Raw genomic sequence first — 13,407 nt, forward strand, 5'->3', positions numbered from 1 at the left:
GATGAATGCAAGCTGGAAAATCCTGGCAGTGCTAGGCGTGATTGGCGTCCTGGCCTGGAAATTTGGTGAAGGCATCAGGCCTTACAGTTCCCATGTTACGCCGATCAAATATGTCAGGATTGGGGGCGTGTTCCAGCACCTGACCAAGGACGAAATTAAAAATACTCTGTCGCCGTTGGTGCAGGCAGGTTTTCTAGCCACCGACATGCAGTCGGTGCATGATGCGGTTGCAAAATTGCCCTGGGTTGAAGGGGTTGAGGTCAAGCGGGTGTGGCCGGATGCGATCGACATTCGGGTGGGAGAGAAAACCGCTTTCGCGCGCTGGGGCGAAAACAGCCTGATCACCGAGCAGGGCGTGATTTTTTCACCGCGCAATGTGGATCAGTTTCTGATACTGCCGAAGGTGTCGGGCCCTGCGTTGCAGGAACAAAAAGTGCTCGAAATCATGAAAGGCGTCACCACCGCGCTGGAAGATCAGGCGATGATATTGACCGAATTTGCGATCAATGACCGTTGGGCCTGGAAGATCCGGCTCGCCAACGGCATGGAAATCCTGTTGGGACGCGAAGACCAGTTAAAGAAATTGCAGCGTTTTTTACGAACGCTGCAGGTGATGGGCCCGGAGCAGGCGGATGCGATTGCGATCGCCGATTTGCGTTATCCGAACGGTTATGCGGTGACCTGGCGGCCGGATGCGCCGCCGGTCGACTGGAGCAAACTGGCGGATCCTAAACCGGTCAGCGAAGATCAAACGAATAGAGCCTCACAGAGTAAAAAATATGGCAAAAAAAACAGAACGTAATTTAATCGTGGGTCTGGACATCGGCACCACCAAAGTCGCCGCGATTGTCGGAGAGATCACCAGCGAGGGCCATATCGAGGTGATCGGTATCGGCCAGACCGCGTCGCGCGGCTTGAAAAAGGGTGTCGTGGTGAATCTGGAATCGACCGTCAATTCGATTCAGCGCGCGATCGAGGAGGCCGAACTGATGGCCGGCTGCCAGATCAAGTCGGTGTTTGCGGGAATTGCCGGCAGCCATATCAAAAGCCTGAATTCGCACGGCATCGTCGCGATCAAGGACAAGGAGGTCACGCAATACGACATCGATCGAGTGATCGATTCGGCGCGCGCGGTTGCGATTCCGGCCGATCAAAAGATTCTGCATATTTTGCCGCAGGAATTCGTGATCGACTTGCAGGAAGGCATCAAGGAAGCGATCGGTATGTCCGGCATTCGGCTCGAAGCGAAGGTGCATATGGTGACCAGCAGCGTCAGCGCGCAGCAGAACATCATCAAGTGCATCCGTCGCTGCGGCCTCGAGGTCGATGACATCGTGCTTGAACAACTGGCGTCCTGCAATGCGGTGTTGACCGAAGACGAAAAAGAGCTGGGCGTCTGCCTGATCGACATCGGCGGCGGCACGACCGACATCGCGGTGTTTGCCGATGGCGCGATCAAGCACACTTCGGTGATTCCGATCGCCGGCGATCAAGTCACCAATGACATCGCGGTCGCCTTGAGAACGCCGACCGTGAATGCGGAAGAGATTAAACGCAAACATGCCTGCGCCCTGACCCAGCTCGCCGATGTCGAAGGCTCGATCGACGTGCCGAGCATCGGCGACCGCGCGCCGCGCAAGATTTCGATGCAAAACCTCGCGGAAATCATCGAGCCGCGCTACGAAGAATTGTTGATGCTGGTGCAGTCGGAACTTCGGCGCAGCGGCTACGAAGAACTGATTGCCGCCGGTATCGTGTTGACCGGCGGCAGTTCGAAGGTTACGGGATTGATCGAGTTGGCGGAGGAGATTTTCCACATGCCGGTACGGATGGGGGTTCCGCAAAACGTGACCGGATTGCCGGATGTGGTCAGAAATCCGATTTACTCGACAGGCGTTGGCTTATTGATTTACGGCAGGGAACACCAAAGTTACGGAAAAACCATCGAATACGATGGAACTGGCTGGTGGTCAAAAATCAAAAATTGGTTTCAAGGTAATTTTTAATTTCAAAGGCGAATTAGGGGTGGGTTATGAAGTATGAGTTAATCGATACATGTACCGAATCGGCGGTGATCAAGGTGATTGGCGTCGGCGGTGGCGGCGGCAACGCCGTCAGTCAAATGGTGAACAGCCACATCGAGGGTGTCGAGTTCATTTGCGCGAATACCGACGCGCAGGCGCTCAGAAAACTGAATATGGGCACGATCATCCAGCTGGGTGTCGAGCTGACCAAGGGCCTCGGCGCGGGCACGAATCCTGAAGTCGGCCGCCAGGCTGCCGAAGAAAACCGCGACCGCATCAAGGAAGTGCTGGAAGGCGCGGACATGGTGTTCTTGACCGCCGGCATGGGCGGCGGCACCGGTACCGGCGCGATTCCGGTGATTGCGTCGTTGGCGCGCGAAATGGGCATCCTGACCGTCGCGGTCGTCACCAAGCCGTTCCTGTTCGAAGGCAAGAAGAAACTGGCGATTGCGGAGCAAGGCATCGCAGAGCTTGAAAAATATGTCGACTCGTTGATCACGATTCCGAACCAGAAGTTGCTGCCGGTGTTAGGCCATAACGTGTCCTTGGTCGATGCGTTCAAGGCGGCCAATCATGTATTGCTGGATGCGGTTCAGGGCATTACCGAACTGATCGTGCATCCCGGCATGATCAACGTCGACTTTGCTGACGTGCGCACGGTCATGAAGGGCATGGGCGCGGCGATCATGGGCACAGGTGCCGCCACCGGTGACCAGCGCGCGCGTGAAGCGGCCGAAAAAGCGATCGCCTGCCCGTTGCTCGAAGACATCAATCTGCAAGGCGCGAAAGGCATTCTGGTTAATATCAGCGCTGCCGACATGGGCATCGCCGAATTCGATGAAGTCGGCAGAATCGTGCACGAATTTGCTTCCGAAGATGCGATCATCAAGATCGGCACAGCGATCGATCCGGGTCTCGGCGATGAAATCAAGGTGACCGTGGTCGCGACCGGCATGGGCTTGCCGCGGCAGCAGGCGAAAGCTCCGGTTAAACTGATGCATAGAGCCGCGGCCGGCGAAGTCAGCTATAACGAATTCGACAAACCGACCGTGATGCGCAATAAACCGGAAGGCCGGGAAGCGCGTTTCAACGCGGCGGCCGGCAAGGAAACGAATCTGGAACTGCTGGATATTCCGGCATTCTTGCGCCGTCAGGCCGATTAACGGATCGCGGTGCCGGCCGGGCTCCGCTCTGCAAATCCGGCCGGCGGCGCGTGCGGTTTCTGTTTTTGCGGACCGAACATGATAGAATGAGCTATTCCTATGCTTTAAATTCTACAGATCATTTATGATTAAACAGCGTACTTTGAAAAATTCGATCAGAGCCACCGGCGTCGGCCTGCACACGGGATCCAAGGTCTATTTGACCCTGCACCCGGCCGAGCCGAATACCGGCATTCGCTTTCGCCGGGTGGATCTTGAGCAGCCGGTCACGATTCAGGCCTCGCCGAGAAATGTCGGCGAAACGGTGCTTTCGACTACACTGGTTGCCGGCGATGTCAAGATCTCGACGATCGAACATCTGTTGTCCGCTTTCGCTGGCCTCGGCATCGACAATGCCCTGATTGATGTCAGCGCGGCCGAGGTGCCGATCATGGACGGCAGCGCCGGTCCGTTTGTGTTTTTGCTGCAATCGGCAGGCGTTCATGAACAGGATGCAGCCAAACAGTATATCCGGATTAAAAAGCGAATCCGGGTCGAAGACGGCGATAAGTGGGCGGCCTTCGATCCGTTCGACGGCTTCAAGGTGACTTTCACGATCGATTTCGAGCACCCGGCCTTTGCCGAGCACCTCAGAACCGCGACGATGGATTTTTCCTCGACGACCTTCGTGAAGGAAGTCAGCCGCGCCAGAACCTTCGGCTTCATGAAAGACATCGACATGCTGCGGCGCAACAATCTGGCGCTGGGCGGCAGCCTGGATAACGCGATCGTGGTCGACGATGCGAAAGTCCTGAACGAAGACGGCCTGCGCTATGCCGACGAATTCGTCAAACACAAGATCCTCGACGCGATCGGCGATTTATATCTGCTCGGGTACAGTTTGATCGGCGAGTTTACCGGCTATAAATCCGGCCACGGCCTGAATAACCAACTGCTCCGGACCTTATTGGACGATAAGGATGCGTGGGAAATGGTCACTTTCGAAAACGAAGACGATGCGCCGATTTCCTTCATGCGCTCGGCCGAGGCGCCAAGACCGGCCGCCTGATACCCCCGCTTTATTCGTCCTTCAGTCTCGCAAGCGTTGCGCTCAGCCGTTGCAATGCTTGCTGCAGCCGGCTGTCCCGGATGTCATCCACCTGATGCCTGAGCATCGCGATTTTTTCCGCCGAAGGCAGATTCGCTTTGCTTTCAGCGCGCGGGCTCGCGCTGATTTGATCGGCCAAAATGCGGATTTGCAGTTTTTCGAATGCATAATTCCGTGCCTTGCCGGCTGCTTGCAGAATTTCCTGTTTCAAAAAACGCAATTGCGAAGCCCACGCCGCCGAGTCGGTATACAGCAGCAGATTATTTTCATGCACCACGCAATGCAGCACATGGCTCGCTAAGGGCGGCGGCAGGTCGGCGCGGATGCGCCGGAGCAACGCTTGTTGTTGTTCCATACGGCCGAGGTACACGGCCAAGGTGCGGTTTTGAAAAGATTGTGCTAGTTTGAAAGCCATCAGTCAGGGAGGCGCGAACGCGGGTTAAAATGAGCGCGGCCCGTTTAGGGCCGGCCCCAGTTTCTAGATTGATTCATCATAGGGTAGCGCGACGTCCCGAGTCAATAGCAGGCTGTTTTGAAAAGAGTGTCACGTCCGACCAAGGAACCCTGCCTGCTTGCATTTATCTAATGGCTTCATTTACCGCGGCTATCCGTATCGGGTGGCCTATCCATCAGGGGAAGTTCAATGAAGATGAAACGCTTGCTCAATCTGGCCGTGGCAACGGGGATGCTGCTGGCCATTCAGGGCTGTTACTATTATGGCCCTGCGGGGGGGTATTACGGCTATGACTCTTATTATCCCTCGTTCGGAGTCGGTTATGGTTATGGGAGTTATGGCTATTGGCCGTATTCCTATTACAGTTATCGGCCCTATTATTCCTACGGTTATTGGCCTTACTACTATGGCGGCGGAAGTCGTTATTATCGGGGCGGGCATGACGGACACTACTGGCAAGGCGGAGGCGGAGGCGGCGGCCATCATTGGGACGGCGGTTCAGGAGGTGGTTGGGGACATGGCGGCAGACCGGGCGGAGAACACGGCGGCGCCCGCTCATGGGGAGGCCGTTCAGGTGACGCTGGCGGATGGCATTCGGGCCGGGGAGGAAGTATCGAGGGCGGCCATCAATGGGGAGGCGGCAGCCCTCGTGGTGGCGGCGGCTTTCGCTCCAGTCCGGGGGGATCGTTCGGAGGCGGCGGTCATCATTTTGGCGGTGGGCGCGGCGGTTCGGGCCGGCGTTAAGACCTAAGCCGGTTTGAACACACTTGAGGAGGCGGCGATGAAACTCGGCAATTATTTTACCGCGGGTGATTGGCTACTCTTAGCGGCCAGCAGCACGGAGGCATTGGCGCATGGCCGCGTCTATTGGGGCTGGGGCCATCCGGGATTCAGCTTTTATTTCGGCGTTCCTTTTTTATATCGGCCTCACAAAAAACAGACTCAGGATTTTTCTTATGCATGCCCGTACCATCAGTCTTTTGCAACATGATCACAACTTTGCGTTGATCAACAAAAAAGGCGAAAGACGCACCCGGCAAGTCCTGGTGCTGTCGTTCGTGACGATGGTGCTCGAAATCGTAGCCGGCTTAAAGCTGGGGTCGATGGCATTGCTTGCCGACGGCTGGCATATGGGAACTCATGTGGCGGCATTTTTGATTACCTTGCTTGCCTACCGCTATACGCGCGCGCATCTTCACGATGAGACTTTTGCCTTCAGTTCCGGCAAGGTCGGCGTGCTCGGCGCCTTTGCCAGCTCGATCGCACTCGGCATCGCGGCCTTGCTGATGCTTGTCGAGTCCGGCAACCGTTTTTTTCATCCGCACACGATTCATTTTGATGAGGCGATCGCGATCGCCGGCATCGGTTTGGGAATTAATCTGATTTGCGCGCTGTTGCTGAAAGATCATCATGTTCACGATCATCATGGCGGCCATCATGCGCATCACGACCACGATCATCATCATGACCATAACCTGAAGGCGGCTTACCTGCATGTGCTGGCGGATGCGCTGACATCGGTGCTGGCGATCGTTGCCCTGATATTGGGCAAGTTTTACGGCTGGATTTGGCTCGATCCTGCCATGGGCGCGGTCGGTGCGATTATTATTACCCGCTGGTCTTATGCGTTGGTCAAGGAAACCTGTCCCGTCCTGCTCGATGAGAGCCTCGCTTCCGATTATCGTCAGGCAATTGTCGAACGGATCGAGAGCGATGCCGATAACCGGGTTGCCGATCTGCATATTTGGCGGATCGCGCCGAATCATTATGCGCTGATTGTTTCGATTGTGACCCATGATCCGAAGAATCCGGAGTATTACAAGAATTTGTTGAAAAAATTCAATAAGCTGGGAGGCCTGAATAAATTGTCGCATGTCACCGTGGAAGTGACGCGCTGCCGTGACACGGACTGCGCCTAGTGGTAGCTGGACAGCAAATAGTTTTGACGATAAGACGGCTCAAATCTGCTAAACTTAAATAAACATTATGACTTCGGTGCGCAAACACGGTGTCATTTTGTCGGTAGAGCGAGTCCGCGTTTTAAGTCATTGACTCAGATGTTGTTCACTGCAACACAATCAGGCGAAATAGAGCTATGGAGAATGCCGTACTGTCGATCTTATCCAGGGTTGATCTCAACAATCTGCCGGTCGTACCGAAGGTCTTGCTTGATCTGATCAGGGTCACCCAGCGTGTCGAGGTGAATTTTAAGGAATTGGCGAACATCATTGGCCAAGATGCCAGTTTGAGTTCGAAGGTGCTGGCGGCGGCCAATTCTTCCTATTATCGGCAATGGGGAGAGATCACCGACTTAAATAGAGTGATCATTGTTTTAGGCTTGTCCACCGTAAAAACCATTGCGATCACCCGCTCGGTTCAGCAGTATTTTTCTCAAATGCCGCGGGCAAATCATGATTCCCTCGAGCTTATCTGGTACCGCTCGCTAACCTGCGCCCATCTCGCGCACAAATTGGCAAAATTGACGGCTTATCCGTTTCCGGAGGAAGCTTATTTGACCGGTTTGCTGCATCGAATTGGTCAATTGGTTTTATTGGATTGTTTCCCGCAAGACTACCCGATATTTCTGGCGCAGCACCTGGACGGACGGGAAGGTGAGCTTGAAACACAATTGTTTGGCGCCCGGCATAATGACGTTGGCGGCCATATGATTGAAAAGTGGAACCTTCAGTCTTTTATCTCCGATGCGGTGTGTCATCAACATCAAGCGTTCGATGCGATTGCCGATAGCTCCCAATTGGTAAAAATTATCAATCTTGCCGGCCAAATTGCCAGCATCGACACTGCCGACAGGCAGGACGTATTGGATTTGGCCGATAGGCTTTTCGGTATCAATGAGCCGCTGATTGAAGATATGCTCGATGAAGTCGGCAGCTTGGTCCGGCAATCAGCGGATGACATAGGGATAACGGTGGCTCATGCCGAAGGCAAGGGCTTAAAGTGCCTTACCCCTGTACACCAAAGGGAAGCGATTCGGAACAGCCTAGGAGAACGCATCAAATCCATGATGCTGTCTACCGCGGTTCGTCAGCAATTGGATGCGTCCCTGGAAATGAGTCATCTTGTCGGCGTTATTCAGAAAGACTTGAGCGTCCTATTCGGCTTTCAGGTCGCTGCTTTTTTCCTATTCCGTTCTGAAACGAATGACCTGGTCGGGGTGCCCGGACACCCGGAAGAGGGTTTTCTATGGTCATCCGTCATCATTAACCTGTCTCCAGATCATAGTTTGCTTGCCAAGTGTCTTTTGCATAGACGAATCATGCATTCGTTCGATGCGTGCTCGAAAAGCCTCAGATCTATCGTGGATCAGCAAATTTGTCGCTTGTTGGGTGCCGAAGGGTTGATGTTGATTCCGCTGTATGAAGATGCGCAGAATGTTGGCGTCATCGCGGTCGGTATCAGCAAATCCGATATGCAGACGATAGCATCAAAAGCCGAATTTATGCTGATTTTTTCCAGGGAAGCGGCGCGCGCGCTGCTGAATCTCAGTTCGAGCGAGCGGACGACCCTGCAAAAATTGGAAGAGGTGCGTGAAAATTACCGCCTGCAGACTAAAAAGCTGGTGCATGAAGCCAGCAATCCGCTCAGTATCATTAAAAATTATCTTTATTTGCTTGCGCAAAGATTGGGCGGCGAAAACGCCAATGAAATCAGAATCATTCAGGACGAAATGGACAGGGTGGGCAAACTGCTGTCGAGTTTGCCAAATATGATCGACGATACGCCGCATGATGAATCCGGCAGCGTCGATATCAATGCGCTGATCATTGATCTGGGAAATCTTTTTCAAACGGGGATGTTTGCCTTACGCGGAATCAACATCGAGCTGAAGCTGGATCATGCCATACCCACGCTATTCATCAGTCAAAACAAACTGAAACAGCTGCTGATCAACCTGATAAAAAACGCGCTGGAAGCATCAAAACCGGGCAGCAAAATAACGATTACGACCCAAGATAACGTTGACTTCGGGGCCGGCGGATTGATCGAGATCAGGGTCGAGGATGAAGGTCCGGGCCTGCCTCAGGAAGTCTTGCGGCAATTATATGCGCCTGTGGTTAGCCGCAAAGGTAAAAATCACGCGGGGCTTGGCTTGACGATCTGTAAGTGCCTGATCGATGAGTTAAAAGGCATGATACGCTGCGATTCATCCGCGGCGACCGGGACGGTTTTTCATGTTTTTCTACCGAGAGTCCCTTCAAACCTGACCGAAAAATGTAACGGTGAATTGTCATGCTTTTAGATTCAAGTCACATCTCTCGAATAGCCGTTTCAGACAACGCCAAGGGCGGAGTGATCGAACTCTTGATCGTCGATGATGAAAAGCGGGCGCGAGACAGTTTGCGCCAGGTTTTTGAGTTGGACGGGCATAAAGTGGCAGTGGCGCCCAGCGGCCGCGCGGCCATCGACTTTTTAAACAAGCATCCGGTGGAGCTGGTTTTGCTGGACCTGAACATGCCGGATTTAAACGGATATGATGTATTGACGCATATCGCGGACATGATGCTGAATACGCAAGTGATCGTGATCAGCGGCGAAGCCGGTTTTGTCGAGGCGCGGCATGCCCTGCGCTACAATTTTGTCCATGATTTCATTAAAAAACCTTATGAAGTCAAAGCGTTAAAAAATACGGTCGCGAAAGCGCAAAAAATTATCCGTTTGCAGGATGAAAACCAGCGGATTTTGAGCCGGCTTCATCATTCGGAACAAATGCACCGGTTTTTTGTAGAAAACTCTCCGGACCTCATTTTTCTGATGGATGAGGAGGGCAATTTTACCTTTTTGAATAAAGCGGCGGAAACCTTGCTCGGAGGTTCGCTGGCAGAAATGACAGGAAAGCATTATTCGCAGGTGGTCTATCAGGAAGACTGGAAAAAAGCCGAAGCGGTATTCAAAAGCAACGGCCTTTATCATCATCCTGTGACCACCCAGTTACGTTTGCAATGTCAAAATGGAGAGGGGGTAAAGCATGTTGAAATTACCTCGATGGACATTAATCCGCATTCGATCGATTTGTTCAGCCTGGCTCATGGTCAAGCCAACGCGCTGCCAAGAGTTTTTGGCGTAATCAGGAACATCCATGAGCGAAAACTGGTTGAAAACGATCTTTGCAAGCTGTATCACGCGATGGACAACAGCCCGAATCTGATTTTCATCACGAATCGGAACGGCATTATTGAATATACGAACCGTAAAATCACCGAAACGACGGGCTATTCATCAGAAGAGGTCATCGGTAAAACGCCCAAGATTTTCAGCTCCGGCTTCTCGGAGGACAGTTACATGATTTTATGGGATACCATCTCGTCAGGGCAGGTCTGGCGAGGCGTTTTGAAAAACCGGAAAAAATCCGGAGATCTTTACTGGGCGCGGGAGTCGATCGCGCCGGTGATTAATTCGGAAGGCGAAATCACCCATTATGTCTCCATCCAGGAGGATGTGACCGAAGCGCTGCAATTGACCGAGAGGCTGTCCTATCAGGCCAGCCATGATGCGTTGACGCAACTGATTAACCGGCAGGAGTTTGATCGGCGCCTCGAACGCGTCGTTGTCTTGACGGACAGCGGCATGGCTCAACATGCCTTGTGCTATATCGATCTCGATCAATTCAAGATCGTCAATGACACCTGCTGCCATGCGGCCGGAGACGAATTGCTCAGGCAAATCAGCAACTTGTTTTCGACAGTGATCCGGCGTAGCGATACGCTCGCGCGCCTGGGCGGCGACGAGTTCGCGATCTTGATGGAAAATTGTCCGCTCGAAGCGGCGTTGGCGGTAACCGATAAAATTCATCAAGCGGTCGAACAATTCCAGTTTTTTTGGCAAGACAAAAGTTTTAGGATCGGCGTCAGTATCGGCCTGGTGATGGTCGACTTATGTAAAGGCGGCGCCGATATTCACATGAAGCAGGCCGATATGGCCTGTTTTACGGCCAAGGAAGCCGGCAGAAACCGGACGCACATTTACCGGGAAGATGACAAGGCGCTGGTGCAGCACCACGGCGAGATGAATTGGGTGGTTCGGATCAATAATGCGCTGGAACAGGATCTTTTTTGTCTTTATACGCAGGATATTGTGCCGCTCGGCGCCGACGAAGGCGAGCACTGCGAAATTCTGCTGCGGATGAAGGACAAGAATGGCAATATCGTCACGGCGAATGCTTTTCTGCCGGCCGCGGAACGTTACCAATTGGCCACCAAAATCGACCGCTGGGTGATCCGCCATGTGTTCGACTATTTTACGGAGCATCGCAAACGCCTGGAGCGCTTGTCGTTGTGCTCGATCAATCTTTCCGGCGCCAGTCTGAGCGATCCTGGCCTCTTGGGTTTTATCGAAAGCGAGTATGTCAGAACGGCGATGCCGCCAGCCAAAGTCTGCTTTGAAATTACCGAAACCGCGGCGATCGCGAACCTGACGCTCGCGACCGATTTCATGAACCGCCTGAAAGAATACGGCTGCAAGTTTTCACTCGATGATTTTGGCAGCGGTTTGTCTTCATTTGCCTATCTTAAGCATATGCCGGTCGATTTTTTGAAGATCGACGGATTTTTCGTCAAAGACATTGAGCACGATTCGGTCGATCTGGCGATGGTCAAATCGATCAACGATATCGGCCATGTGCTCGGCAAAAAGACGATTGCCGAATTTGTCGAAAATCAGGTGATCCTGCAAACCCTAACCGGCTTGCAAGTCGATTATGCGCAAGGCTATTTCACCGGCAAGCCCAAGCCGCTTCACGAAGATCAAACGGCGCGGCCGGATGACCTCTGAAATTGCGCCGTACTGTTAAAGGAGAGCCGTTGCTGCGCTGAAAACCTGCCGCGCCTCAACGATTTCGGGCTTTTGATCTTTACTGCGTTCGGCAAATCAAGTAGCATTTGGGATTGCCAAAAACATTGCGATAACTCGCGCCTGATTAATCGGCGCAACACGCATAAAACCTTAAAGCCAAGAGTTCATGTCCACTAACGAGAATCCGTCGCCGGCGAATTTTGTTCGCCATCTGATCAGTAACGATTTAAAAACCAACAAACACAACGGCAAGGTCGCGACCCGCTTTCCGCCGGAACCGAACGGTTATCTGCATATCGGCCACGCCAAATCGATCTGCCTGAATTTCGGCCTCGCTCTCGAATATAACGGCACCTGCAATCTGCGTTTCGACGATACCAATCCCGAGAAGGAAAGCGATGAATATGTCGAGGCGATCAAGCGAGACGTGCGCTGGCTCGGTTTCGAGTGGAGCGAATTGCGCCATGCGTCCGACTATTTCGGCCAGCTCTATGATTATGCGGTGCAACTGATCAAAGACGGCAAGGCCTATGTCGACAGTTCGACGCCGGAGCAAATTCGCGCCTATCGCGGCACCTTGACCGAGCCGGGCAAAGCCAGTCCGGACCGCAGCCGTTCGATCGAGGAAAATCTGGCCCTATTCCAGGGCATGCGCGACGGTCTGTATGCGGACGGGCACTATGTGCTGCGCGCGAAGATCGACATGGCGTCGCCGAACATCAACATGCGCGATCCGACGCTGTACCGGATTCGCCGGGTGCATCACCAGCGTACCGGCGACGACTGGTGCCTGTATCCGATGTACGACTACACGCACTGCATTTCGGACGCGATCGAGGGCATCACGCATTCGTTGTGCACGCTCGAATTCGAAGATCACCGGCCCTTGTACGACTGGGTGCTCGAGCAACTGGATACGCCGTGGCGGCCGCAGCAAATCGAATTTGCCCGCCTGCAGCTAGAATATACGATCGTCAGCAAGCGCAAACTGAATCAATTGGTCACCGAAAAGCATGTGTCGGGCTGGGACGATCCGCGCATGCCGACGATCGCCGGGCTGCGCAGGGCGGGGGTCACACCAAACGCGATCCGCGATTTTTGCGAACGGATCGGCCTGACCAAGAAAGACTCCTGGATCGAGATGAGTGTGCTCGAACATTGCATCCGCGAGGATCTGAACCAGAACTCGCTTCGGGCCATGGCGGTCGCGGAGCCTTTGCGGGTCGTGATCACGAATTATCCGGACGGGCAGGTCGAAAACCTGAGCCTCGGCAATCATCCGCAGCGCGCTGAGCTCGGCTCACGGAGCGTTCCGTTTGCGAAAACGGTGTTGATCGAGCGCGACGACTTTTCCGAAAATCCGCTGCCGAAATACAAGCGTCTGGTGCCGGGCGGCGAAGTGCGTCTGCGCGGCTCGTATGTGATCCGCTGCGACGAGGTGATCAAGGATGCGGATGGCAATATCGTCGAACTGCGCGGCACCTACGATCCTCAGACGCTCGGCAAGAATCCGGAAGGGCGCAAGGTCAAAGGCGTGATCCACTGGGTTTCGGAGGAACATTCGCTGCCGGCGGAACTGCGTCTGTACGACCGCCTGTTCTCGGTGCCGCAGCCGGACAATGAAGAAAACTTCCTGGATGCGCTGAGCCCGAATTCATTGCAGGTCTTGACCGGCTGCCGGGTCGAAGCCAGTTTGGCGAATGCGGAGCCGGAAAGCCGTTTCCAGTTCGAACGGATCGGCTATTTCTGTCTCGACAAAGACAGCAAGGACGGCAATCTGGTGTTCAACCGGACCGTCACGCTCAGGGAAGGCTGGGTAAAGGATTGATCAAAAAACCTGCCGGGTTTTAAAAAACCGGCAGGTTTTTT

11 protein-coding genes are annotated in these 13,407 nt (G+C 53.8%); 10 read left to right on the forward strand and 1 reads right to left on the reverse strand.

All coding sequences use genetic code 11. The annotated features are described in order from the left end of the window. Window position 1 precedes the first annotated feature (1 nt). The 4 genes from METLA_RS0117995 (at window position 2) to lpxC (ending at window position 4,235) form a co-directional block, all read left to right on the forward strand. On the forward strand, window positions 2-802 hold the full coding sequence (locus METLA_RS0117995; RefSeq protein WP_024299871.1) for a cell division protein FtsQ/DivIB: 801 nt from the start codon (window positions 2-4) through the stop codon (window positions 800-802). After that, complete coding sequence (gene ftsA / locus METLA_RS0118000; protein ID WP_024299872.1) at window positions 780-2,006, forward strand: cell division protein FtsA; 1,227 nt, start codon at window positions 780-782, stop codon at window positions 2,004-2,006. Before METLA_RS0117995 ends, ftsA begins: the two co-directional genes overlap by 23 nt. A 26-nt stretch (window positions 2,007-2,032) precedes the next feature. Then, the gene (ftsZ, locus tag METLA_RS0118005) at window positions 2,033-3,187 is read left to right on the forward strand and encodes a cell division protein FtsZ (RefSeq protein WP_024299873.1); all 1,155 of its coding nucleotides are present in this window, start codon (window positions 2,033-2,035) and stop codon (window positions 3,185-3,187) included. 124 nt (window positions 3,188-3,311) lie between these two features. After that, the gene (gene lpxC / locus METLA_RS0118015) at window positions 3,312-4,235 is read left to right on the forward strand and encodes a UDP-3-O-acyl-N-acetylglucosamine deacetylase (protein ID WP_024299874.1); all 924 of its coding nucleotides are present in this window, start codon (window positions 3,312-3,314) and stop codon (window positions 4,233-4,235) included. A 10-nt stretch (window positions 4,236-4,245) separates the two neighbouring features. Here the strand turns inward: lpxC and METLA_RS0118020 are convergent, their stop codons facing one another. Continuing rightward, entirely contained in the window at window positions 4,246-4,629 is a 384-nt protein-coding gene (locus tag METLA_RS0118020) for a DciA family protein (RefSeq protein WP_206740954.1), read from the reverse strand. Between the two features lie 288 nt (window positions 4,630-4,917). On the opposite strand from METLA_RS0118020, the gene METLA_RS23005 reads away from it, so the two are divergent. From METLA_RS23005 to METLA_RS0118050, 6 genes are all read left to right on the forward strand, one after another. Beyond that, window positions 4,918-5,472 (forward strand): hypothetical protein, encoded by a 555-nt coding sequence (locus METLA_RS23005; protein WP_161635429.1) that lies wholly within the window; start codon window positions 4,918-4,920, stop codon window positions 5,470-5,472. A gap of 37 nt (window positions 5,473-5,509) precedes the next feature. Then, the gene (locus METLA_RS0118030) at window positions 5,510-5,719 is read left to right on the forward strand and encodes a hypothetical protein (protein WP_024299877.1); all 210 of its coding nucleotides are present in this window, start codon (window positions 5,510-5,512) and stop codon (window positions 5,717-5,719) included. Next, the gene (dmeF, locus tag METLA_RS0118035; protein WP_024299878.1) at window positions 5,685-6,647 is read left to right on the forward strand and encodes a CDF family Co(II)/Ni(II) efflux transporter DmeF; all 963 of its coding nucleotides are present in this window, start codon (window positions 5,685-5,687) and stop codon (window positions 6,645-6,647) included. The genes METLA_RS0118030 and dmeF overlap by 35 nt, the downstream gene beginning before the upstream one ends. Before the next feature lie 176 nt (window positions 6,648-6,823). Next, on the forward strand, window positions 6,824-8,989 hold the full coding sequence (locus METLA_RS0118040) for an HDOD domain-containing protein (protein WP_024299879.1): 2,166 nt from the start codon (window positions 6,824-6,826) through the stop codon (window positions 8,987-8,989). Further along, window positions 8,980-11,517: an EAL domain-containing protein gene (locus METLA_RS0118045; RefSeq protein ID WP_029646789.1), complete on the forward strand. Its 2,538-nt coding sequence runs from the start codon at window positions 8,980-8,982 to the stop codon at window positions 11,515-11,517. Before METLA_RS0118040 ends, METLA_RS0118045 begins: the two co-directional genes overlap by 10 nt. A gap of 187 nt (window positions 11,518-11,704) precedes the next feature. Beyond that, on the forward strand, window positions 11,705-13,366 hold the full coding sequence (locus METLA_RS0118050) for a glutamine--tRNA ligase/YqeY domain fusion protein (RefSeq protein ID WP_024299881.1): 1,662 nt from the start codon (window positions 11,705-11,707) through the stop codon (window positions 13,364-13,366). Window positions 13,367-13,407 lie beyond the last annotated feature (41 nt).

The organism is Methylomicrobium lacus LW14 (assembly GCF_000527095.1).
GTDB lineage: Bacteria > Pseudomonadota > Gammaproteobacteria > Methylococcales > Methylomonadaceae > Methylomicrobium > Methylomicrobium lacus.

What these genes read in the sequence shown, in the direction of transcription:
- METLA_RS0117995 (WP_024299871.1), top strand. Translation starts at nt 2, where the DNA reads ATGAATGCAAGCTGGAAAATCCTGGCAGTGCTAGGCGTGATTGGCGTC.
- ftsA (WP_024299872.1), top strand. Translation starts at nt 780, where the DNA reads ATGGCAAAAAAAACAGAACGTAATTTAATCGTGGGTCTGGACATCGGC.
- ftsZ (WP_024299873.1), top strand. Translation starts at nt 2,033, where the DNA reads ATGAAGTATGAGTTAATCGATACATGTACCGAATCGGCGGTGATCAAG.
- lpxC (WP_024299874.1), top strand. Translation starts at nt 3,312, where the DNA reads ATGATTAAACAGCGTACTTTGAAAAATTCGATCAGAGCCACCGGCGTC.
- METLA_RS0118020 (WP_206740954.1), bottom strand. Translation starts at nt 4,629, where the DNA reads ATGGAACAACAACAAGCGTTGCTCCGGCGCATCCGCGCCGACCTGCCG.
- METLA_RS23005 (WP_161635429.1), top strand. Translation starts at nt 4,918, where the DNA reads ATGAAGATGAAACGCTTGCTCAATCTGGCCGTGGCAACGGGGATGCTG.
- METLA_RS0118030 (WP_024299877.1), top strand. Translation starts at nt 5,510, where the DNA reads ATGAAACTCGGCAATTATTTTACCGCGGGTGATTGGCTACTCTTAGCG.
- dmeF (WP_024299878.1), top strand. Translation starts at nt 5,685, where the DNA reads ATGCATGCCCGTACCATCAGTCTTTTGCAACATGATCACAACTTTGCG.
- METLA_RS0118040 (WP_024299879.1), top strand. Translation starts at nt 6,824, where the DNA reads ATGGAGAATGCCGTACTGTCGATCTTATCCAGGGTTGATCTCAACAAT.
- METLA_RS0118045 (WP_029646789.1), top strand. Translation starts at nt 8,980, where the DNA reads ATGCTTTTAGATTCAAGTCACATCTCTCGAATAGCCGTTTCAGACAAC.
- METLA_RS0118050 (WP_024299881.1), top strand. Translation starts at nt 11,705, where the DNA reads ATGTCCACTAACGAGAATCCGTCGCCGGCGAATTTTGTTCGCCATCTG.